This is a genomic window from Coleofasciculus chthonoplastes PCC 7420 (genome assembly GCF_000155555.1).
GTDB lineage: Bacteria > Cyanobacteriota > Cyanobacteriia > Cyanobacteriales > Coleofasciculaceae > Coleofasciculus > Coleofasciculus chthonoplastes_A.
In genome coordinates, this window is sequence record NZ_DS989847.1 from 40,534 (window position 1) to 61,260 (window position 20,727).

At 46.5% G+C, this 20,727-nt stretch carries 18 protein-coding genes and 1 pseudogene; 10 read left to right on the forward strand and 9 right to left on the reverse strand.

What is annotated here, in order from left to right:
- Nucleotide 1: 1 nt before the first annotated feature.
- The gene (locus MC7420_RS10950; protein WP_006100421.1) at nt 2-1,108 is read right to left on the reverse strand and encodes a metallophosphoesterase family protein; all 1,107 of its coding nucleotides are present in this window, start codon (nt 1,106-1,108) and stop codon (nt 2-4) included.
- A 296-nt stretch (nt 1,109-1,404) separates the two neighbouring features.
- Here MC7420_RS10950 and MC7420_RS10955 point away from each other — a divergent pair, with 296 nt between their 5' ends.
- From MC7420_RS10955 to glgA, 3 genes are all read left to right on the forward strand, one after another.
- Nucleotides 1,405-1,899: a universal stress protein gene (locus MC7420_RS10955; RefSeq protein WP_006100643.1), complete on the forward strand. Its 495-nt coding sequence runs from the start codon at nt 1,405-1,407 to the stop codon at nt 1,897-1,899.
- A 10-nt stretch (nt 1,900-1,909) separates the two neighbouring features.
- Nucleotides 1,910-2,866: a ribonuclease III domain-containing protein gene (locus MC7420_RS10960; RefSeq protein ID WP_198016429.1), complete on the forward strand. Its 957-nt coding sequence runs from the start codon at nt 1,910-1,912 to the stop codon at nt 2,864-2,866.
- Between the two features lie 233 nt (nt 2,867-3,099).
- A complete protein-coding gene (gene glgA, locus MC7420_RS10965) occupies nt 3,100-4,542 on the forward strand; it encodes a glycogen synthase GlgA (RefSeq protein WP_044206544.1) in 1,443 nt (480 codons plus the stop codon).
- On the opposite strand, the gene MC7420_RS10970 is transcribed toward glgA, so the two are convergent.
- Together MC7420_RS10970 and MC7420_RS36795 are read right to left on the reverse strand one after the other, a co-directional pair.
- Complete coding sequence (locus tag MC7420_RS10970) at nt 4,510-5,739, reverse strand: RNA-guided endonuclease InsQ/TnpB family protein (RefSeq protein ID WP_052307456.1); 1,230 nt, start codon at nt 5,737-5,739, stop codon at nt 4,510-4,512. The genes glgA and MC7420_RS10970 overlap by 33 nt on opposite strands.
- Nucleotides 5,651-6,238 (reverse strand): annotated as a pseudogene (locus tag MC7420_RS36795) (IS607 family transposase). Before MC7420_RS36795 ends, MC7420_RS10970 begins: the two are co-directional and overlap by 89 nt.
- Nucleotides 6,239-6,739: 501 nt before the next feature.
- Here MC7420_RS36795 and MC7420_RS10975 point away from each other — a divergent pair.
- Together MC7420_RS10975 and MC7420_RS10980 are read left to right on the forward strand one after the other, a co-directional pair.
- The gene (locus MC7420_RS10975; protein WP_006100676.1) at nt 6,740-7,114 is read left to right on the forward strand and encodes an Hpt domain-containing protein; all 375 of its coding nucleotides are present in this window, start codon (nt 6,740-6,742) and stop codon (nt 7,112-7,114) included.
- A gap of 23 nt (nt 7,115-7,137) precedes the next feature.
- Complete coding sequence (locus MC7420_RS10980) at nt 7,138-8,382, forward strand: sensor histidine kinase (protein WP_006100692.1); 1,245 nt, start codon at nt 7,138-7,140, stop codon at nt 8,380-8,382.
- A 327-nt stretch (nt 8,383-8,709) separates the two neighbouring features.
- On the opposite strand, the gene MC7420_RS10985 is transcribed toward MC7420_RS10980, so the two are convergent.
- Nucleotides 8,710-10,011, reverse strand: a complete 1,302-nt coding sequence (locus tag MC7420_RS10985) for an RRXRR domain-containing protein (protein ID WP_006100430.1) — start codon at nt 10,009-10,011, stop codon at nt 8,710-8,712.
- Between the two features lie 592 nt (nt 10,012-10,603).
- On the opposite strand from MC7420_RS10985, the gene MC7420_RS10990 reads away from it, so the two are divergent.
- The 3 genes from MC7420_RS10990 to MC7420_RS35095 all read left to right on the forward strand — a co-directional run bounded on the left by MC7420_RS10990 (nt 10,604) and on the right by MC7420_RS35095 (nt 14,203).
- Complete coding sequence (locus tag MC7420_RS10990) at nt 10,604-11,743, forward strand: zinc ribbon domain-containing protein (RefSeq protein WP_198016430.1); 1,140 nt, start codon at nt 10,604-10,606, stop codon at nt 11,741-11,743.
- A gap of 124 nt (nt 11,744-11,867) precedes the next feature.
- Complete coding sequence (locus MC7420_RS10995; protein ID WP_006100432.1) at nt 11,868-13,505, forward strand: S-layer homology domain-containing protein; 1,638 nt, start codon at nt 11,868-11,870, stop codon at nt 13,503-13,505.
- 92 nt (nt 13,506-13,597) lie between these two features.
- Nucleotides 13,598-14,203, forward strand: a complete 606-nt coding sequence (locus MC7420_RS35095; RefSeq protein WP_052307457.1) for a hypothetical protein — start codon at nt 13,598-13,600, stop codon at nt 14,201-14,203.
- A 402-nt stretch (nt 14,204-14,605) separates the two neighbouring features.
- Here MC7420_RS35095 and MC7420_RS11005 read toward each other — a convergent pair whose 3' ends face one another.
- From MC7420_RS11005 to MC7420_RS11015, 3 genes are all read right to left on the reverse strand, one after another.
- Complete coding sequence (locus MC7420_RS11005) at nt 14,606-15,436, reverse strand: Ycf66 family protein (protein WP_006100665.1); 831 nt, start codon at nt 15,434-15,436, stop codon at nt 14,606-14,608.
- 227 nt (nt 15,437-15,663) lie between these two features.
- Nucleotides 15,664-15,783 (reverse strand): photosystem II reaction center X protein, encoded by a 120-nt coding sequence (psbX, locus tag MC7420_RS11010; protein ID WP_006100705.1) that lies wholly within the window; start codon nt 15,781-15,783, stop codon nt 15,664-15,666.
- 82 nt (nt 15,784-15,865) lie between these two features.
- Nucleotides 15,866-16,870 (reverse strand): DMT family transporter, encoded by a 1,005-nt coding sequence (locus MC7420_RS11015; protein WP_006100654.1) that lies wholly within the window; start codon nt 16,868-16,870, stop codon nt 15,866-15,868.
- A 491-nt stretch (nt 16,871-17,361) separates the two neighbouring features.
- On the opposite strand from MC7420_RS11015, the gene MC7420_RS11020 reads away from it, so the two are divergent.
- Together MC7420_RS11020 and MC7420_RS37985 are read left to right on the forward strand one after the other, a co-directional pair.
- Nucleotides 17,362-17,598 (forward strand): addiction module protein, encoded by a 237-nt coding sequence (locus tag MC7420_RS11020; protein WP_006100428.1) that lies wholly within the window; start codon nt 17,362-17,364, stop codon nt 17,596-17,598.
- The gene (locus tag MC7420_RS37985; RefSeq protein ID WP_198016431.1) at nt 17,595-17,750 is read left to right on the forward strand and encodes a type II toxin-antitoxin system RelE/ParE family toxin; all 156 of its coding nucleotides are present in this window, start codon (nt 17,595-17,597) and stop codon (nt 17,748-17,750) included. The genes MC7420_RS11020 and MC7420_RS37985 overlap by 4 nt, the downstream gene beginning before the upstream one ends.
- Nucleotides 17,751-17,830: 80 nt before the next feature.
- Here the strand turns inward: MC7420_RS37985 and MC7420_RS11030 are convergent, their stop codons facing one another.
- Together MC7420_RS11030 and psbV2 are read right to left on the reverse strand one after the other, a co-directional pair.
- A complete protein-coding gene (locus MC7420_RS11030; RefSeq protein ID WP_006100726.1) occupies nt 17,831-19,639 on the reverse strand; it encodes a hypothetical protein in 1,809 nt (602 codons plus the stop codon).
- 472 nt (nt 19,640-20,111) lie between these two features.
- Nucleotides 20,112-20,648 carry a photosystem II cytochrome PsbV2 gene (gene psbV2 / locus MC7420_RS11040; protein ID WP_071777212.1) on the reverse strand — a complete coding sequence of 179 codons (537 nt, stop codon included), beginning with the start codon at nt 20,646-20,648 and terminating at the stop codon, nt 20,112-20,114.
- Nucleotides 20,649-20,727: the final 79 nt, after the last annotated feature.

Consider the following 20,727-nt stretch of genomic DNA (forward strand, 5'->3'; position numbering starts at 1 on the left):
TTCATGACTCCAGCAATAATGTCGCGTGATTATCGATAAAAGCAGGTTTACCATTACTATCCATCGCGCTGAACGTTTGGAAATAGCGGCGGACAGGCGGCGGAAAATCGGGAAAATCAAAATAGGTGTCACCCACAGCAATATCAGCCCAAAAGTTACGTAAACTGGGGGCAAGTTTATCCGCGTCGTGTTGGGGTAAACATAAAGGTGGGGCGGTAAGTAACTTTACCATAAACGGATGAGAGCGATCGCCCATCCATTTTCGCGAAATTTCCGGCAGATTTTCCCAACCAGGTACAGAGGTGATGTGATGGGATTCTATTTGTAACCAGCGATTTCCTAAATTATCGGTTCGCAGTTCTAAGACTCGGTAGGGATGGGGATAGCTGACTAATGATCCAGTGGTAATATCATAGATTCCCTGGTGATAGGCGATATCCTGGACATGAAGATGACCCGTAAAGATTAAATTCACCCCAGCCGCTTTGAGCAGATTTAACAGGGTGGGGGCATTATCCAGCATATAGCGGCGTCCCAAGGGATGTTTGGCTTGATCCGGTAGATGTTCGATGACATTGTGATGTACCATGACCACAATCAACTTATCCTTAGTCTGGGCAAGTACATCCTCAAGCCATGCCAATTGCGGTGCATCCAGACAACCCCGTTGTTTACCCGTCTGGTCAAATTGGTTGGAATTTAAGCCAATAAGCTGCACACCGGGGAAAATTTTACGGGTGTAGTAGAGTTGGTCAGGATTGTCATAGCCAAATTGACGATAATAGTGAGGAAAGTCTTTCAGTCCAATCGAACGTTCATTGGGCAATAGCGTGGGGACATCATGATTACCAGGTACAACGTAAACCGGGTAGGGGAGCTGGGACAATCGCCGTTGTAGCCAGTCATGGTTAGTCGATTCGCCGTGCTGGGTTAAGTCTCCTGGAAGCAGGAGAAAATCTAGATCAAGACGTTCTAAATGGTTGAATACTAACTCTAGGGCAGGGATACTGATTTCCACTAAATGGAAACGGGTGGGAATATCCCAAATAGTTTGGGGTAGAGCAATGTGTAAGTCACTGATTACGGCAAAGCGGGCATTTAAACTCATGAAATTTTTCCCTCTCTCAGCCCTTGGTTTCCAGGTTGAGTGTCGGATTTGTATTGGCTGCAAAAGTTTCTGTGAAAACTGAGATGTTTCTGGCATCTAGATTTTCACAAAAATTAATTATTCTGTATATTTTCGAGCCAGATTCCGACACAATCGCTAGATTAGAATTAGCATCTATCATCTATAAGCTAGTGCTTTGCCGAAATCGAGCGGCACTATCCAGAGTTGAAATTCATTATACCATTGTCAGAGGGGTAACAACCCTACTACTTACCAGGGTTTTGGAGAAAGTGGTTATGTTTGAAAAGATGCTTGTTGCCATAGATACCTCTGGTATGGGTGATCATGTTTTTGATCAAGCCCTAGAGTTAGCCAAAGCGGTCAAGGGTCATCTATTGCTGTTGCACGTTCTGTCTCCGGAGGAAGACACGAGTCCGGGTATGCCAGGATTTTCTGATGCAGACTATTATCCGTGGCGATTAGATGATGTGAATATTGCCTACCGCAAGCAGTGGGACGAATTTGAAAGCGAATGTCTGGAGATTTTGCGATCGCGCACAGATGAAGCTACGACGGCTGGTGTCTCGGCTGAGTTTACCCAAGTGCCAGGAAGTCCGGGGGAAACCATCTGTAAGGTGGCGAAGAATTGGCAAGCTGATCTGATTGTCATTGGTCATCGGGGTTTGTCGGGGCTTTCGGAGTTAATTTTGGGGAGTGCTAGTAATTACGTTCTTCACCATGCTCCCTGTTCAGTCCTGACGGTGCAATTACCTACTGTTAAAACGTCTTAATCCTGTAAAAATGATGGAATGGAATTCTGAATCTTTAGAAAACCAAATTGGTATTCAATTTAAGCATAGTGATACACTTAGACTTGCTTTGATGCATCGCTCTTATGCTGAACAAATTGGAGAATCTGAACAGAATAACGAGCGATTAAAATTCCTTGGAGATGCTATTGTTAATCTGGTAATTACTGACTATTTATATCACAACTGTCCCTATTTAGAGGTGAGCAATTTTAAAGGATTACGGGACAAGTTAGTCGAAGGACAACGGTTAACAAAACTGTGGTATCAATTGGGGTTAGGCGAAGGGTATCCGTTTCTGGGACTGACGCAAGAACGGCATCGTTTGCGTTTACAAAATCACAATCCCTTTGAAGAAGCATTGATCGCGTTAGTTGGGGCGATTCATCAGGATCGGGGGTTTTCTCAAGCACGGAATTGGTTGGTTAAGCAGTTGATTGCACCGTTGCTAGAGCGTCATTTAAAAAAGATCAAAGAGCGTTCGTCACCGAATAAACAGTTAAGGTTTCTGGGAGATGCGGTATTGAAGGGGATAGTTGCGGATTATTTGTATGGCTATCTTCCCAATGTTAAAGTGGGCAATTTAAATGACTTATTTAAGGAATTGACCTCTAAAGATAATCAATCCAACTTTATCAATCAAATCACGACTGAAGAGTTGACGGCGCTAAATTTGGGAAATGAGAAAGTTTTAGGCAAATCATTTAAGGCATTATTAGCTGCCGTTTATCTGAATCGCAGTGCTGAAAATGATAAGCGGGGATTTGCGGAAACCGAAAACTGGTTTGTTGAACGGTTTGTTGATCAGGAGCAGGTGTTAAGGAAGGCGATTCGTTTACTGATGGAGGATGGCAGATCACAAAAGTGGATTGTCCGGCATGTTATGGGGTATGAAAGTAAAGATTATCATGCGGGGAGAGATCGGTTTAATCAGGTGATGGAAGGTTAGGTTAGGTAGCCGTAAAACTTATTGATATAACTCCCAGAGAGCAATTAGGTCAAGCAGATTCCCCCTACAGGTGGTTCATCGCCTCTACTAGGGAACAGGGGTTTGACCTGTAATTTGATTTCTATCGCCCCACATTGACGCAAAAATGCCCCGAATTCAAGGATTCGTCATTGTAAACGCCCCTCTGAAGGATAGTATTACTACTTGAGACTTCATCGTACACAACCATCATTATGAATATTCTGTTTGTTGCCGCAGAGGTAGCGCCCCTGGCAAAAGTCGGCGGTATGGGGGATGTTGTGGGTGCATTGCCTAAGTTCCTGAAGCGCTTGGGACATGATGTGCGGATTTTTATGCCGTATTACGGCTTTTTACCCGACAAGATGGAGATTCCCAAAGAACCTGTTTGGTGGGGATCTGCCATGTTTGAGTCATTCGCTGTCTATGAGACGGTATTACCCGGAACCGATGTCCCCCTCTATCTGTTTGGTCATCTCGCCTTCTCAGGACGCCATATTTACGCCGGAGCGGATGAAGACTGGCGATTTACCCTCTTTGCTAATGGCGCGGCTGAGTTTGCCTGGAACTACTGGAAACCGCAAATCATTCATTGCCACGATTGGCATACAGGCATGATTCCAGTGTGGATGAGTCAGTCACCCGATATTTCTACCGTCTTTACGATTCACAATTTGGCGTATCAAGGTCCCTGGCGCTGGCGCTTACAGCAGATAACCTGGTGTCCCTGGTATATGCAAGGTCATAATACAATGGCAGCAGCGGTACAATTTGCGGATCGAGTGACTGTCGTGTCGCCAACTTATGCTGAACAAATTTGCACGGCTGAATACGGCGAAACCCTAGAAGGCTTAATGTCTTTCATTAGTGGTAAAACTGTCGGGATTATTAATGGCATTGATACGGATAGTTATGACCCAGAAACCGACAAATATATCGAGCAAAATTTCAGCGCCGATACGCTGGAATTACGTCGCAAAAACAAAGTGACCCTGCAAGAAGAGGTGGGCTTAGAAGTCAACTCCAATGCCTTTTTCATGGGCATGGTCACGCGCCTGGTGGAGCAAAAGGGGATTGACCTATTATTACAAGTCATTGATCGCTTCCTGGCTTACAGCGATGCCCAATTTATATTGCTGGCATCTGGTGAACGCTACTACGAAACCCAAATGTGGCAATTGGCATCTCGCTATCGGGGTCGTGTGTCTGTCCAACTCCTTTATAGTGATGCTCTGTCTCGACGCATTTATGCGGGTTGTGATGCATTCCTAATGCCATCCCGCTTTGAACCTTGTGGCATTACTCAAATGCTCTCTATGCGCTATGGTTGTGTCCCCATTGTCCGGCGCACCGGGGGTCTGGTGGATACGGTTTTTCACCATGAACCGGTTAGCCAAACTGGGACGGGTTACTGTTTTGACCGCTATGAACCGTTAGACTTTTATACCTGTATGGTACGGGCTTGGGAAGGTTTCCGCTTTAAAGATCAATGGACAACGCTACAGCAACGCGGTATGCGTCAGAATTTCAGTTGGGATAAATCAGCCAAACAGTATATCCGCACCTACCGAGAGGTTTTAGGATTACCGCCAGAGGAGGAAACTGCCCAAACACAAGAGACTGATTCAACCCTTACAGGTGTTGTCAGATACATTTAACCCGGAAAAATCTGGTATGGCTCCGGAAGTTTCTGAGTATGGCACAATCTGGAATGAAGCTATCACACCAGATGTGGAGGTATCTCTCAAAGCCTTCAACAGAATGTTGAAAGCGCCATTGATATCACGCCCAATAGTATGACCACAGGAGGGACAAACGAATCGTTTGTTGCCTCCTAATTTTGTGTGAACATGACCACATTTTGAACAGGTTTTACTGGTGTACTCTTCCGTCACGTCTACTACAACACAGCCATACTTGGCTGCTTGATGCTTCAACGAAATCTTAAAACGGTAATGCGACCATGTAACCAGCTTTCGCGCTGTTTTAGTTGACAGCCGTCGTTTGCCCCGTTTGATCATGTTTTTCACCTCAAACGTGGGCAAAAATATTATCTTGTACTTGGTACATAGGTAGTTAGCTGCTTTTTTGTGCAACTCATCTACCAAATTTCGGATCTTAATCCGAATTTTTTGTGCCGCTTTTCGCAACCGATACCGCAAGTGTTTAAACTGGCGTCCCTTAGATAGACCGATTCGAGACATCAGCCGATCAAGGTGACTGGCTAACCGATAAATGCGCCCTATGTCATACTTGCCAACCTCCCAGACTTCAGAACCGTCGAACCCGGTCAAGAATGTTCTCACGCCAGGGTCAAGGGCGATAGCCAGTTGGCTATCCAAAGGTTCGGGCTTAGGCGCGTCTATGGCATAACAAATAAACCAGCGCCCTCTGTCCAAGACCAAGGCAGGTTCATGGTGCATTTTATCGATGATTGGCTCACTTGCCTTAAAGCTTAATCCCTTGGTCTGTGTCGGGTAAAACGCTCCCTTCTTCCAATTGTCCTTTTGAAACCGAATGGATTTAACGGGTTCACGCACAGATCTGAATTGAGCATCTCCCCCCGACTTCCTTGCCGCTTTATGTGCTTCAAAGGCTTGAAATACCGCCAGTTGGCGTGGGTTATAAGGGGTTTGACTTACCCAAGATGGAGCCATGTCCATGACCATTTTTCGGAGGTCGTATTTGCCAATTTTCTGGGTCTTAAGTATGGCTATTGCCTGATTAAAGCACCATCGTGCAGCCGAAATCCACTGAAACCAGGCTTTAGCCAGCGTTGTTTCTGGATAAACTCGGATCTTCTTTGATAGCAGACTTGTACTTTCTGAGACCGTACAATCTGCAACTGAAGACATGGACGATGGCAAGGATATCTTCAACCATTTCTCGCTCATTAGACAAGTCACTTCGGTTGAGAACCACGAGGAAGCAATCTTTTTGTTGACAGAGCCATTCGATAAGGTCAAGACCGAACCTGACAAGTCGGTCTTTGATCGAGACCACAACTTCTCTGACATTTCCTGACAAAACTTGTCCCAAAAGGGAAAGAAGTCCTTTGCGCTTGTAGTTGAGTCCTGAGCCGACTTCTTTGATAAGCTTTCCGTTTGTGAACAGGGATTGCAGGTAGTCGGCTTGTCGCACCATCTCTGACTTTTGTTTGTATGAGCTAACTCTGGCATAGAGGACTCTGATTCTTGTATCGCCCTCTGGATTGACGACGGAATCGATATCGTACCGTCGATGACCCGCAGGAGTTCTAATTGTTCAGTTCTCGCCGTCTCTGTCCCAGTTTCGCAGTGTTTTTGGAGAGACTTGGAGGACTTGAGAAGCTTCCCTCGGCGTGGCATATCTTATGTTAGTGTTTGATAACTCACTCAATATCCTACCACACAAGAGGAGATATTTCCAGAAAAATCTAGAAATTGCTGGCAAATCATGGTTTAGTCATTAACAGTTAGATTCACGTCCCGACTCAATCCCCGACCGATTTAATTAAGGCGTCGGGAATCTAAGGGGAAAAGGTGATTCGTGATACTAGTAGGGGCGGGTTTGGGGACTTTCTGTGGGCTATTGATGGTAACATTTGTGCGAAACCCGCCCTTACTCAGTTTGCAGATGAACTACGAGACTTCGCTCCGTCCCCTGCACCTGGAGTCCCTCGGCTTTCCTGCATTTCCACTGAACCACCAGCGTGATCAGTTCATGGTAAGGTTGTAATTAACTATAGCAATCCTAAATAGGATGCAACAAGCGAAATGCTCGAAACCCATGTATAGCAAGGGTTTCATTTTGGAAAATTGCCACAACCTAAATAGGATTGCTATACTGCCCAATAAAAATCGGAATTGAAGCTTTTTGTCTGAATCGAATTTTTCACCGAGCAATTCTACCAACGCTATCGAGATCGACTTTGATCGCTTAGAGGAAGTAAGTCTAGGTGAAGTCGAGTTAAAAGGTGAGCTGCTTGCCGCCTTGCTGGAGGTCATTCGCCTTAACCTAGACGCGATTAAACAAGCTGAAGCTGTCAATGATTATTCTACAGTCGCCAAATGCGCCCATCAACTGAAAGGGGCGGCGGCTAATGTGGGTGTTTCATCTCTCCAAGCGATCGCGACTGAATTGGAGCGTCAGGCAAAAGCCGAGAATTTGTCCAATGCTGCCGATCTGCTTATTGCACTAGAGAGCCAGAGGTTAGGGGTACAATCATATCTTTCCCACAAATTCCCCTAATATAGCATTGCGGTTAATCGGCTATGGCGAAAATTTTAGTGGTTGATGATGATTTGACGGTTCAGCTTGTGCTGAAAAATCTACTCACGAGTCAAAATCACGACGTCGCGATCGCCAACAACGGAGAAGAAGCCCTACGCCAGGTTAAATTGTTCCATCCGGATTTGATTATATGTGATTGGATTATGCCGCGTCTCGATGGACTAGAAGTCTGTCGCCAAGTGAAAGCTGATCCGGAATTGGCAACCACGTTTATCATTTTACTCACCATGCGCGATCAAATTACCGATCGCGTTCAAGGCTTAGATGCTGGTGCTGATGAGTTTATCTCCAAACCCATTGATATGGAAGAATTATTAGCACGGGTTAGGGCGGGGCTGCGATCGCGCCAATTAACTCAACAGTTAAGTCAAGCGCTGCGACAATTACAACAAACTCAGGCACAATTGGTGCAAACCGAAAAAATGGCAAGCTTATGGCAGCTTGTCGCCGGCTTAGCTCATGAACTCAACAACCCCGTCACCTTTATCTACAGTAACCTCAGTTACGCTGAACGCTACACCCAAGACTTAATTGAACTCCTCAATCTCTACCAAGGAATCACCCCCAACCCTCCCCCCGATGTTATTGACAAAATTGAAACCGTTGATCTGAACTTTCTCATTGACGATTTACCTAAAGTTTTATCTTCAATGCGCCGAGGAACCCAACGCATCCAGAAAATGGTTCTTTCTCTACAAGAGTTTTCCCGGCAAAACCGTTCGGGTTTGCAATCGGTTGATATTAATCAAGAACTTGACAACACCTTATTGATGTTGCACTACCGCTTAAAATCGAATCAACCCGAATTGAATATTGAGGTCGTCAAAGACTACGGCAACTTACCCTTAGTTGAATGTTATGCCTGTCAGTTAAATCAAGTGTTTCTGAATATTCTGAACAACGCCATTGACGCCATTAGAGACCAACCAGGTACAATGCCCGCTCGGATTAGTCTCCGGACGGAACAATTCGACAATAAGCATGTTAGGATTCGCATTGCCAATAACGGGTCTCACATCCCCCCAGAGGTTAAAGCCCGTATCTTTGATCCGTTTTTCACCACTAAACCGATTGGGATGGGTACTGGCTTAGGACTAGCCATTAGTTACCAAATTATTGTTGGACAGCATAAAGGCTCACTTCAATGTTTTTCAGAACCCGGTAAGGATACAGAATTTCGGATTGAGCTGCCTACCTCTATCAAAGCCAAAACCGTATCTAATTAGGTAACTTTTTGTATACCTAGGGCTTGCTGCAAAAAGCCGAAACCCTGAACTATCAATCAATGAGTTGATGCGTAGAAAAAGTTTTTAATCTTCAAGGAAATGTGAGACTATCTATTAAAACTATGGCGATAGAATCACCGAAAATGTACCATTGCTCCCCCTGCTCCCTCTGCTTCCTCTGCTTCCCCTGCTCTCTAACCCCACCACAAGACTTATAGCACTACGCAGACACGTTAGTCAATCCCAGTAATGACCTGATAACAGGCAAGAGAGAACTTTAGGAATGTCCTAACCTGCCTTGGTAAGGCTATATTCCGCAGACCCTACCTATAGGAGCAAACCGTTTGCAAAAATTAACAACTGTATAGCATAACAGGAATACGGTAGGACATCAGTTGAGCAAGGGAACAGGCAACAGTTAAAGAATGTCCTCTCCCTGCCTTGGTACTCCGATATCCATCGTTTTACCTCGTGGGACTCCGACCTCAACGAAGTAGGTCGGAGGGGGATAGAGGTCAAACCACGCCCTTCGACTTCGCTCAGGGCAAGGTTTGACAACCCAACTGTTGATACCAGTCCGGTATTTCGTTGCAACAATTGGACTTTTTTGGTGGTAAACCTCCCTATTCGTTTCCATTTAGCGTCACTGACCGAGACTTGAGTTTTAGTGTCACCGGAAACGTAACCGTAGTAAGTGATACCCGCCTTTTCAGCTTTGACATAATCGCCCTTCCTCAACCCGTGACGGGTGAGGGTGCCACCATAATGCCGCCGTTTCCCTCCCTTGCCGGGAATCATTAAATGTAGCTGACGGCGGCAAATTGGAGAGCGACTAATCACTGCAAACTGACATGGTGTTACCGTAATAGACCCTAGGAAGGTACCACTTCTGCCTTTAATCTGGCGATACCGTATAAACCGGGAGGCGGCTAGGCAGATGCCGTCAACGGCATGGGCGGCGGGTGATTCCTCAGCTTTATTCTTAGACTTGGGTAAGCCTAGATACTTTCTTAGGTTTGAGGTGTGCCATCCCTCTTGGGTGTGGACGGTATAGCCTGCTTGTTCTAACTGCTCAATTTGCCAATACTGCCCGACCATTGCCGGACTAAAACCCTTGTCACCTCTAGCTTTAATCACCTCCACGAGGACATGAGTAAACGGGTAAATCTTTGATAACTCCTGGATCACCCGTAGTGCTAACTGCTTATTCGCCCGAATGCTGGGAGGTATTTTATGACCTTTGCGGTTATCGAATCGGCACTCGCGGTGGTTGCGTTGGTCATAAGGAACCTTCCGGTTAATCCGTCGCCCTCGCCGTCCTCGTCGCATCATCGCCCGCCCTTGCATCCGCTTGGTTACGGTTTTAAATGGTAGGTTCAGATGGGCAAGGAATAGGGTGACACTTTTTGACTGGACAGCCATCCCAGTAAACAGCTTTCCCGGATCAATTCCGGCTGCAATATCTTGGGTCTGTTCACCTGACGGTTCCTTGACTAACTGGACTTGAAAGACACCTAAGTCATTGCGTATAACCTTGACCTTGCCTGACTTTAACCACCGTCGAACACGGCTAGCTTTAGCTGGCATTAATGGTTTCCCTTTTGGTGATAAAACTGGAACACGAATCATGGATATAAGCCTCTCGTGTGAGTTATCAGTCCCCTCGACCACCACCAACAAAATGTCCTTTCTTCAAGCGCCTATAACAAGTAGGCTTACAGTTGATCCGAACTGGGGAAGCATTCGGAAGTGTGTATCAGTTGATGGCTAGTGGTCTATTCAACTCTTGCGTCACCAGACTTGTCTCTGGCAATCCCCACGCTCCACGTTAGTAGCGTGGGGTTGCTGAATCAATTGGCTTGGAATACCCTTTCCTCGAACCTCTGTGTCATCTTAGCCGAAGCCAGCTACTATTGTTAAATTACCATTTAATCAGCCTGAAGGTTCATAGGCGATAAAAGCGAAATTGGTAAGCACGTTCACCAAGGCTTGACATTTTAGCAACTATTGTGTATTTGTGCAGAGGCATTGTAAATAATTCTTCAATATTTTGACTTTATTTGCTAGACTTTTATTTAGGGTTAAGTCAAAACGACATAAGATAACCGAAGCGGCTCTGATTCTGGGGGTGAACCTTGGCACACTCTCTCCATCAGGTGTACAAAGACCCAATCCTATACATAACAACGGAATGGTGGCATCGAAAAGAAACAAAAATTTGATGAAGCGCACAGCACGGGTTTACCTAAATGATTTGAATGTAAGTAAGTTTCTAATTGTGCGCGAATTTTTGGGTCAATGCCACTCAATTATGCAGTATTTTGTTGACTTGTTTTGGCAACGTCAAGATTTTTCGGGGAAACTGGCTGACCTGCCCACAGTTCACCGAGCCAAGAAAAAGTTTGGGATCACAACCCGTTTAGGGCAAGCACTTGCCAAACAAGCGAGTGAGTGTGTTTTTTCTGTTCACCAGAAACAGAGAAAACGGAAACCTCAGCTAAAATGGCACACAGTTACATTGTTCTATCACTTCGTCACCATCTCTCCCTTTAAAAAAAAGGGCTTTGATTGGTGCGTCAAACTGATTGGTTCGGGGGCGCCCAAGTTAGTTATCCCGCTCAAGTCCACCTCAGTAATCAATCAACGGTTGGCTCAGGGATGGCAGATGTCTAAAACGATCCGCATGGGGTTGAAGAAAGGGCGATTGTGGATTGATTTTATCTTTGAGAAAGTTAGACCTCCCTTGAAAACTCAAGGTAGAGTTGTGGGAATGGATTCCAACTATAAAAACGGGGTGGTGTTTAGTGACTCCCAGGTAGTTGGACAAGATATTTATCAACGGATTCAGGAGTTTAAAAAGCGTCAGAAGAATACCCACGCCGAAATAAAATCTCGGTTGGGTCAGGCTCTGAAGAAAGTTGATTTGTCTTCTACAAAAGTTCTCAGTATAGAGGACTTGAAGAAGGTTAAACAGGGAAAACGAGGGACGTTCTCTCGCCTGTTTAACAGGCGGCTGTCTCATTGGCTATATAGAACTTTGGTGCAGTTGTTGGAAAGGAAGTGTGAGGAGGAGGGGATTCAGCTAGTGGTGAAAGACCCATTCAAGACCTCGCAGTTCTGCTCGAACTGCAACAGATGGGATAGACGAAACCGAAAAGGTGACAGGTTTAGGTGTGTTCATTGTGGCTACCAATCTCATGCTGACCACAACGCGGCACACAACAGGCGAGCTTTTAGGCTCGGCGGGAGTTTATGGTCTCCGTTCCTACTTAAGTTCAAAAAGTCAAAGTTTTGGATAACCATAGAGACTTCCCTTAAACCCTGTTGGGTCATAACAGAAGTATCCACGCCAATTTTTTAGCTAAATTAAGGCATTAATCAGCAAAACTCATGTACCTTTGAGGTAACAACTCAGCTTCGGGAGCATAGCAAAAGTGATGAGGAGATATAGGTTTAAGGGTTGTTTTCAGCCAATCGGCAAAACTATGCACTATTGGGGATATCGGGTCATTGGTTCAGTGTTAGGTGGCACGTTACTCAGTGTGGCAGCTAACATCGCCAGTCCTGAGAGTATTGCCCAAGCGCAAACAAACCCACCAGCCAATCAAAAAAGCTCGTTAGGAGAATCACTCCTAAATAACATGCTGGGGGCTGATGCCCTGCGCCCCCAAAACTCTGCCCCAAACACAACTCAACCCGCACAAACAGCACCGACATCGACGCCTAGTCGTGGTAGACAAATCGTTCAAGCCACAACCTTTCCAGATATTCAAGGCAATTGGGCGCAAGCCTTTATCGAAGCCCTAGCCTCACGGGGAATCATTCGCGGATTTCCCGATGGGACATTTCGACCTAACGCCCCAGTCACCCGCGCTCAGTTTGCGGCGATGATTCGTCAGGCGTTTGAGCAACCCTTGGAACGTCCAGCCACTCAGTTTTCGGATATCCCAGCTAACTTCTGGGCATTGGATGCGATTCAAGAAGCCTATCGCATGGGATTTATGGAAGGATATCCCAATAATATTTTCCTTCCGGATCAAAATATCCCGCGTGTGCAAGTGCTAGTGGCATTAGTCAGTGGGTTGGATTTATCGGCTCCTGCTCAAAGCACAGCCCTATTAAATCAAGCCTTTCAGGATGCCGCTCAAATTCCGGACTGGGCGCAGAGTAGCGTCGCGGCAGCAACGGTGAACCAGATGGTGGTAAATTACCCGAATGTGGCATTCTTGAATCCGAATCAGACTGCCACTCGTGCCGATGTAGCTGCCTTTATTTACCAAGCATTAGTCAGCCAAAATCAATTACCCCAAATTCCGCCCACCACTGTGGCAAGTCGTTACATTGTGGGGTACGAACCCATTGCCCAAGAACCACCACCACCGACACCAGAACAACTTGCTGCTTTGCGACGGCAGTATCTCTTGCCAGCACCGCCTGTGGAGGAACAATTGCGTCGGATTGTACGCGGAGGTTCCAGTATTAATACTCCTACAGCCTTTGGCGCTCAAACGGGAAATATATTCTTCGGTGCTACCTATCAAGAGCAAGTGCGGTTTTTCGATGAAGACGATGGTGCTGTTGTGGTCGGTTTTGGCGTCGGTGATGCGAGGAGAATCGTTGCTCTAGAAACCGCCGTTTCAATTTATGACTTATTTGGCGATACCTTTGAAGATGGCGGAGTTAGTTTCAAACTTCACCGCTTAATTGGTGATGATCTCGCTGTGGCAGTTGGTGTAGAGAATGCCATTGTTTGGGGGAATACTGATGGTGACCAAAGTGTTTATGGAGTTGTCAGTAAAGTTTTCCGTTTGCGGGAAGATTCCAGTGAGCCTTTGAGTCGGCTAACTGCCTCGGTTGGTCTCGGTGGGGGGCGTTTCCGCTCATTAGATGATATTGAGGATAAAGAGGGTTCGACGAATGTTTTTGGTAGCATTGGTCTGCAAGTTGTAGAACCTGTTACTTTAATCGCCGATTGGACGGGTCAAGATTTATATTTAGGCGCTTCAATTGTGCCGATTCAGGGGGTTCCTCTGGTGATTACCCCGGCTGTGGCTGATGTGACGGGTAATGCTGGTGATGAGCCTCGGTTCATTTTGGGAATTGGTTATGGGCTATCGTTCTAAAAAGTAGAGATTGAGCCACCTTCAATTCTCGGCGTAGGGGTATAGCATCGCTATGCCCATTAATCAAGTCAGTTATATTAAGGAGTAGAAAAATGAGGCATTTGGCGTTTCAGTTAGGACTGAGTTTAACGGTAGGCGTGGCAGGAATTTTATCGATGACGGCATCGAGCCATGCCCAGCCTGTCCTGTCTGATGTTACGGGGAATATTATCACCACGAGCGATATTGTGGGTGATTCTTTTGGTCGAGGTGGGGGTGGTGAACTCGTTTTGGTGTTTGAAACATCTGAGATTAGGGCAAATGTTTTCGATGCAGCGGGTTTCGTGAATGAACGACTTGCCCAACGAAATTTGCCCGGTGTGGGGAATGACACGTCTCCCATCCCCGGATTCGTCCAGGAAAACTTAGCCCTAGTGTTAACGGGAACAGGTAACGTTGATGCTGGGGTGAGTCAAATTCAAAACGCCCTCGTGAATGCTGGGGCAAATCCCACCCTTGCCCAGAATCTCGCCACTAGCCTATCCGGATTGACAGCAGGTGGTGACGTTAATGCCGCTCAGTTTGCGGTTGTGGTTGAAGCCTACAATGCTTTAATTAATGCCAGCAGTTTCGAGTTTTTACGGGAACCGCCGGAAGAACTGCGAGCGATTCGTTCTGTTCTGGCTATTTTGTTAAATGCGGCTTTAGCTAGCAATTAGGCTAGGAATTATGATGATTGGTAGGTTGGGTTGAGGAACGAAACCCAACTCTACTGACGTGGGTGGTAAGCTGTCATGTATTTAGGGCTTGCTGCATGAGTGTGGAAGGTAGACCAGATAAGGGTTTAAATCTATTTTTTTATCCAACAAGTGCAAGGTTTTTACACTAGCACCCTCTTGCATCTTGGGATTTTCGCCGACCTAAGCGCCGAATTTTACCTCAACAGAGGCTTGAAACTGTTGCCTGTTGCCTGTTCCCTGTTGCCTCTCCCCACCACAAGACTTATTCAGCAGACCTTATTTAAATTGGGTATTAGTAGCGAGCAAGATGCTCGCACACCAAGGAGTTCGTCATTATTGACATTAACGTTTAAATGCCGAACAGCTTGTACCTAATTGGATTTAGTATTCTGAACCTCTAGGCACGTAGTCATCTTCATCTTCATCCCCCAACGGATCAATGGGTCTATAATCCACATAATCACTGGCAGGCGGTTCTACCTCTTGATCTGCTACAGATACCGTTGAGTCGTGGGGAGGACGACGTATTTTTCTGGGTGGGGGTTCTATATCTATATCAGGGTTGGGGCTGCGACTTGGTGGACGCGAAGGGCGAGGACGACGACTAGGAGGAGTTGGTCTATCATCCCAGTCATTATCTACATCAGTCTCCCATCTGTCCGCAGGCGGTCTTGACGAACGAGTCGCAGGGCGTGGACGGCGTTTCCGAGAGCGTTCTTCTGGGGGATAGTCATCGGGAATGTTGCGGCTTCTCGGACGGCGAACCTCGGCTTCGTACCTGTCGCTGCGGTTATAGCGCGAATCGGCGGTTCCTCGGAGACGACGACCAATGTAGGGATCTTCATCTTCCATCGGTTCAAGTTCGTCCAACTCAGCCACCTGGCGATAAACATTGCTCACCGGGCGTTCGTCATCGACAACTTTTGTATTGCGCTTGGCTTGTTCGGTGGTGATCCCCCGTAGACGCAGGGTTTCAACCGCGAAGAAAATCACAGAACCCGTCAACAGAAACTGACCAAACTGGAGAATCGGATCGAGTCGCCATCCCTGAAATACCAAAATAAAGCCGCACAATAGTCCGACAGCGGCGAAAAATATGTCGTGATCTCGTGCTAACTCCGGACGTACCGATCGCAAGAAATAAAGCCCTGCTCCGGCAACTGCCAAGAAAATACCCAGAATACTGGCTGAGTTCAGCCCAAAATTGACCATTGCTGCTCTCCTAAGTCAGTCCTATGGTAACGAGTTTTGCCCATAAATCTCTACCTTAACTGGCTATGCCAAAATTTGTTGACCCAGTTGGCAGAATAAAGCTTCACGCCTAGTCTATTCTACTCAAGTTCAGGTTTTGGAAGCTAGATAGGGAAAACAGGGCAGCGACTGGCTGGGCTACCCTGTTCCTGGACAAAGGGTTCAGGTTCAAAAACAACCGCTCAAGCTTAGGAGCGTTGGATTTTATCCTTCTGGCTGATAAAGATCAGAGCAACAGTGGCGGGAATCACCACAATTACCCCACCCAAAACGAGACTCCAGAAAAAGTTGGCTAATGAGGGTGTCATAGAACTTTAATCCTTGTAACTATTGTTCATACTCATTTTACCCTAACTCCCTCATCTCCCCTATTTACCCTTGATCACTGTTTCAAGACGTTTTCCCTGCGACACAGAGCGCTGGCGGGGAATCCTTTTCTATAAATTGAGAGGCGTAGTGACTCGATTTAGCCACATAGATGCCTACTAAAACCACAGCAAACGCGAATCCGTTAAACAGACTTAAATGTTCTGAAAACAGAACCCACGCCACCAAAGCCGCTAGTACGGGATCAAGAAGCAGGAACACACCCACTAATCCAGAAGACAAGCGTTTGAGACTATATGCCTGTAGTCCTTGACCGACGACTTGACAGACAACCGCTAAACTGATAACCGATAACCAGCCTGAACCCGAAATCGGGAACAGTCTGTCTTCAGTTAGCAGGACAACGGGTAACGTTACTACTGTTCCCACTAAGCAGCACCACATAATAATATTTGTGGCATCCCACTTGGCACGCAGTTTTTCAATCAGCATCAAGTTGGCGGCGGAAAACAGGGCGGATAAAAACGCGGCAATATCTCCGGCAAAGTTATCCGTCGCGACTTGTAAATCATCAAGTCCCAGGGCAGTTGCCCCTACCATTGCCATCATCAACCCAATCAGAAACCGACTGTCAAAGTGTTGACCGAATATCAACCATACTCCCAGGGTTGTGAATAAGGGAGTCAGGTTGTGCAGGATGGTGGAATTAGCCACACCCGTTTGGGTGAGAGACCATGCCCAAAGTGCCAAACATCCCCAAAACATAACGCCAGCCGCAATTAACATGAGCCAATCGCGAACGGTATACTCTGACTTAGGTATAGATGATTGTTCATCGTGTTGCGATCGCGCCTTTGACTGGTTCAATAGCCATAAGACGATAAAGGCAATCCAGAAGCGATTAAAGATGGTGGCAAATGGACCAAGTTCCCGTTCACTCAATCGGATAAATATAGCCGCCAGGGATAAAGCGACGATGGCTGTAAATATGGCAAATAGAGCCATCATCGTTGGGCTAGGATTGAGCTGAGATTGTGATAAGTGTAAGGGTTGAGTTTTCTGTATCATTTAAAGTTAAGAGGAAATAAGTTTATCGTTATAATTCTGATCCAAATAATCGATGAATTTCTTTCATTACTCTTTATCCTAGAGCAGCCCCTTTCTCCGCTCCCTCTGCTTTCACAAATCATTTCAATTTGATTGAGTGGGTTTTATTCGCATCATCCCAAATGAATCGCGGAAAGTCTCCCTTTTAACCAGGAGAATTTCCTTTGAGATTTAGGATTATAGAAGCTTTTACTTTTTAGCTAACGCTACTAAGTATCTTAAGGTTTCAGAGCGACTTAAATGGCTATTATTTTTTATTTTGTGACTTAATTTAATATTTTTTCACATTACACCGTATTCCTTAAAATAGTTGAATTTAAAGGAAGACTACTCATTTCACCAAGCGGTTTCAAATATAGAACAGGCGTATTATTTTAATCAGAACCTGCGATCGCCGTTACAATTGAGAGGATATCTCGGCACAGCAAAGAAACACCAGCTTTTGCAAAACTATGAGCAATGCGACTTACGATGAAATTTTTGGAGCGGCTCTCTCCCTACCACCAGGGCTAAGAGCCATGCTAGCTGAACACTTGCTCAAAAGTCTAGATGCCGTGGAACAAGCAGAAGTTGATGCACTTTGGCAACAAGAGGCAGAAGCAAGGATTCAAGCTATTGATCAGGGGCGAGTTGTACCCATTGATGGTCAACAAGTTTTACGTCAACTGCGTTCCCGGTATCAGCGATGATTTATGATTTTCATCCAGATGCTCAACAGGAATTACAGGATGCAGTAGCTTATTATGACAGCATCAACCAAGAATTAGCTCATGCATTTTTGGACGAAATAGAACACACTTTAGAAAATTTTGGTGATCGCTGTAATGCATCTACAACGTAAACCGAATTACTGGACAGATGAGAGATTTTTAAGGGAGTTACACGCGATCGCACTTTGACTTGCCAAGGCAGTAGTCCAAGCTACTGAGCTGGATTATGGGATTGGATCATCACACCCTCTGGCGTATAAACCTCCACTCGCAATTGGGCGTTATCGCTAATCACTTCCAACGCTTCTCCCAAGGTCAAAATGTGATTAACAAGACCCGAATGAGCCTCTGAGTCTCCTTGCGCTCTAGCTGTCATCGCCCGTTGTTGCACCATCTGGACGTAAGCGGGTGTTAACCGCACCTTGATCATCTTGTTGTCAAGCGTATAACTACAGATGCTGGGTGTCCCAGAGCAAGTCTGATTCAGATCCCGGCGAGCTTGTTGCATCTTGACGGCTAACTGAAGCTGGTTTTGAGCCTGTTTGAGCGCACCTCGGTAGGGTTCAACCAAAGATTGTGCCTTAGCGTAGTAATAGGTCTCTTGGGGTACCTGATTGACATAGGTTAAGGCATTGCGCCAGTGAACCAGAGCGACTGACCATTGCTTATCGCTTTGAGAATTCGTCGCCAGTTGAGCTAACTGCACGCCTTGATTATAGGCATTGGCAGAAATTTGCTCTTGAGTTTTGCGATCGCGGGCTTTGGCAAGATTTGGTAAATACAGCGCCAATAACTCTTGGGCTTCCTCATAAGGAGTTGTCCCTTGGGGAATCTGTTTCAGACGTCGCATCGACGCTTGCCAAGTGGCATAAACTAATTGCCAGTCTGATAAGGATTGGGCAATTCCTTGACGCACTTCCGCCATCCGCGCCGCTTCTTGAGCGGCTTTTAAGTGTTCCTGAGCTTTTCGTTCCTTAAGTAGTCGCTGATTAATTTCCTCTAAATTCGTCTTATACGCCTTAATTTTGGCTTTGGCTAAAGGTTGAAGATTGCTATCGGTGGGTAGCTGTTCCAATTTCGCGATCGCGTCTCGCCAGAGGTTCTGAACTTCCCGCCATTTCGACTCCGGATGTGGCGGATTTTGGCTCTCATACCCGGCTCTAGCCGCCGTTTTCAGTGCCTCTACCATATCCGCCACGGTTTCGGATTGGGACTGATAGACTTGGAGTTTTTGTTGCGCTTGGCGGCGGTAACTGGACCAAGGCGGAATCGCCGCTACTAATTGAATCGCTTCTTGTAACTGTTCTTGTGCTTCCAAAACCGCTTTTCCCGATTCTGGGTTTTGCAGGGTTTCTGCTGATTTTTGGCTTAACTGTTCCGCTTCTGGCAAAACCGTGCATTTACCCATGACACAAGGACGAGTCAGGGCATAAAGCGTACTAAAGAAAACCACCAAACTCAACCCAGCACCCGCTACTACCAAAGGTAGCCAGGATGATTTTAACCTGAGCTTGACTGACGGCGGTTGTTCGGATTCTGACTCATCGGCTTCATCGTTTACCTCCGGAATCGGTTGATCCCACGGATGGGATGACTCGGCTTGTGTTTCGTCCGAGTCTGAGTTTTGCGGAGTTTCCGTTTCAGACGGGGGGTTAGTCTCCTCTGTCTCGTTTGTTTCTACCGAATCCGCCTCAAAGGGTGTCGTCGTTTCGGGTTCAGGCAAATTTAGGAAGAGCGATCGCGAAATGTAAGGTTTCTTTTCTCCAGCTCTGAGCAGGTTAACTCTGGCTTGTTGAGCCACCAATGGATATTGGCTGCGGATCGTTTGTTCTAAAAAGGCGAGAATCTCATCTTGATCCAGCGTCGCCTCGGCGGGATGCTGTACCCAAATCGCTAACCGTTTATCACTTCGCCGACACCGAATTTGAACAGGAATGCTCTCATGCAGGTATGACTGCAAGTCCTCCTGTAAGCAGTTGCCTAAATCCGTTAATTCCTCTGGGCGCGTCGCTGTTTTCATTTGCTCAAAGTTTGAGCGCTACTCTCAAAATTTACACTCCATTATGACGTATTAGTAATGGAGCTGGGGAAGAAGCGAGATCAGGGCACGATAGTATCCATCCGTGTCAACTTAAGCTCAACCCCTCACCCCCAGCCCCTCTCCCACGCCGGGGAGAGGGGAGCGGGGAGAGGGTTCCCCTTCTCCCGTGCAACAAAAGCGAAGCATCCTCTGTCCTCCCCCCTGCCAAAAAAGCGAAGCATCCTCTGTCCTCCCCCCTGCCAAAAAAGCGAAGCATCCTCTGTCCTCCCCCCTCTTGTAGGGGGGAACGAGGGGGGTAGGGGGGAACGAGGGGGGTCCGGAGTTGGGGTTAGGGGATGAGGGGGAAAATGTTGAGGAGTTCTCCCTCATCTCCCCTATCTTCCTCATCTCCCCTATCTTCCTCATCTCCCTCATCTCCCCTATCTCCCTCAGCTCCCCCAGCACCAAAAGTTTAAGATGAAGCCTTCCCACCCCAACCGGGAGCCTTTTGAGCCGCTCTCAGGACGAATGCAGCTAACTTTTCAATTTGCTCCTGTGGCATCCAGGTGTCTGGGACTTGGCGACACCAAAAGCTTGGGGCGCTGCCGTCATAAGTCATGGGTTCTCTGAGAAAAGAGATAATTCCATCAACATTATCGCGAGGTGGGGTTGCTCCCGCTAATGTTTCCAATCCTAGGGATACTCTGGGATCTTGGAGGGTGGTTCCGCCAACATGACAATTGATGCAATGGGTTTTAAACAATTCTTTCCCCTCCGCCAAATCGCCTGGGGTAAATGCCTTAGTCTGTCCCTGTCCATCTAAATCTAACGCAATGGGTTCAGTTACCTTTAAGAAGCGCTTAACGTAGTCATCTATCGCATAAGCCGGAGAGCTGGCGATACAGACGATAGAGATAGCCATCAACGTAGCGAAAAGACCGCGAACTGAAAAAAAATTATATCGGGAGGAATGGCTAAGGCGAATTTTTTTAATCCAATTAGTCAACATTGGTTTTTAGTTTTTTGTCTTTTGTTTTTGGTTTATGAAGGGTTGAATAATAGCCAATTCAACGTTGAATGCTTTCAAA